The sequence below is a fragment of the Rhodopseudomonas sp. WA056 genome (genome assembly GCF_010906995.1).
Classification (GTDB): domain Bacteria; phylum Pseudomonadota; class Alphaproteobacteria; order Rhizobiales; family Xanthobacteraceae; genus Rhodopseudomonas; species Rhodopseudomonas palustris_G.
Map to the genome: position 1 here is coordinate 1 of NZ_QPFS01000244.1, position 1,424 is coordinate 1,424.

General features: G+C 69.8%; 2 protein-coding genes. Both read left to right on the top strand.

Annotation, left to right across the window (positions count from 1 at the left end):
• Positions 1-963: small ribosomal subunit Rsm22 family protein (locus DU475_RS23785; RefSeq protein ID WP_164633514.1), on the top strand; the 963-nt coding region annotated here is incomplete at its 5' end.
• 115 nt (positions 964-1,078) lie between these two features.
• A partial coding sequence (locus DU475_RS23790; RefSeq protein WP_164633515.1) for a LemA family protein occupies positions 1,079-1,424 on the top strand: 346 nt, incomplete at its 3' end.

Here is a 1,424-nt window from a genome sequence, read left to right on the forward strand (position 1 = left end):
CCCCCGTCCCTCCCCGCCGATCTCAAAGCCGTGCTGGAGCAGTTGCTACACGGCACGCAACGTGCCGACGCGGCCGCGCGGGCGGAGCGGATTTCGCTGACCTATCGCGGCGGCGGCACCTCGGCGCCGATCACCAGCGAGGCCGACGCGCTGGCCTATGCGGGCGCGCGGATGCCGGCGACCTATGCGGCGGTGATCGCCTGCCTCAACGCGATGTACGCGATCCGGCCAGGCTTCGCGCCGACAACGCTGCTCGACGTCGGCGCCGGCCCCGGCACCGCGAGTTGGGCCGCCGCCCAGGCGTTCGAAACGCTGCAACATTTCACGCTGCTCGACGCCAATCCGGCACTGCGCAGGCTGGCGCTGCAACTGGCCGAGGCGACGCGGCTGCCTGCGATCGACTACCGGCTCGGCGACGCCTGCAAGGCGCTGGCCGATGCGCCGGAGGCGACGCTGGTGATCGCCAGCTACGTCATCAACGAGCTCTCCGACGCGGCGCGCGCCCCGTTCGCCGACGCGCTGTGGCGCAAGACCACCGATACGCTGCTGGTGGTCGAGCCCGGCACCCCGGCGGGCTACCAGCGCATCCTCGATCTGCGCGACCGGCTGATCGCGCAAGGCGCGCGCGTCATCTCGCCGTGCCCGCATGAGAACGCCTGTCCGCTGAGAGCGCCGGACTGGTGCCACTTCGTGCAGCGACTGCCGCGCTCGAAGCTGCATCTGCAGCTCAAGGCCGCCGACGTGCCGTTCGAAGACGAGAAGTTCAGCTATGTGGTGCTGACTCGCGCCGGCCTGCCGGAGCGGCCGGCGCGGGTGCTGACCCAGCCCGAACAGACCAAGGCGGCAATCACCGCCAAGCTGTGCATGCCCGGCGGCCGGCTCGACTTCGCCGTCGCGCCTCGCCGCGACAAACCGGCCTATGCGCGGTTTCGGCGACTGGCATGGGGCGATACGCTCGATTGAACGTTCGCACCTGCAGCGGCGACCAATCGGGACCGCGCCGGTTGCGCGGGCCCTGTTGCGCGCCTGATATTCCAGCGAGACGGAGCAGGATCTTGGTTGGATGGGAGCCGCCAATATGTGGATTTTCCTCGGCATTGTCGCCGCGCTCGCGCTGTATGCGCTGCTGACCTACAATCGCCTGGTGGCGCTGCGCCAGCGCGTCGGCCAGGCGTTCGCCGACATCGACGTGCAGCTCAAGCAGCGGCACGATCTGATTCCGAACCTGGTCGAGACGGTGAAGGGCTACGCGGCGCACGAGCGCTCGACGCTCGAGGACGTCGTCAAGGCGCGCAACGCCGCGATCTCGGCGCAGGGGCCAGGCCAGATGGCGGCCGCCGAGAACGCGCTGACCGCCTCGCTCAGCCGGCTGATCGCGCTCGGCGAGGCCTATCCGGACCTCAAGGCCAACGCCAATTTCCAGC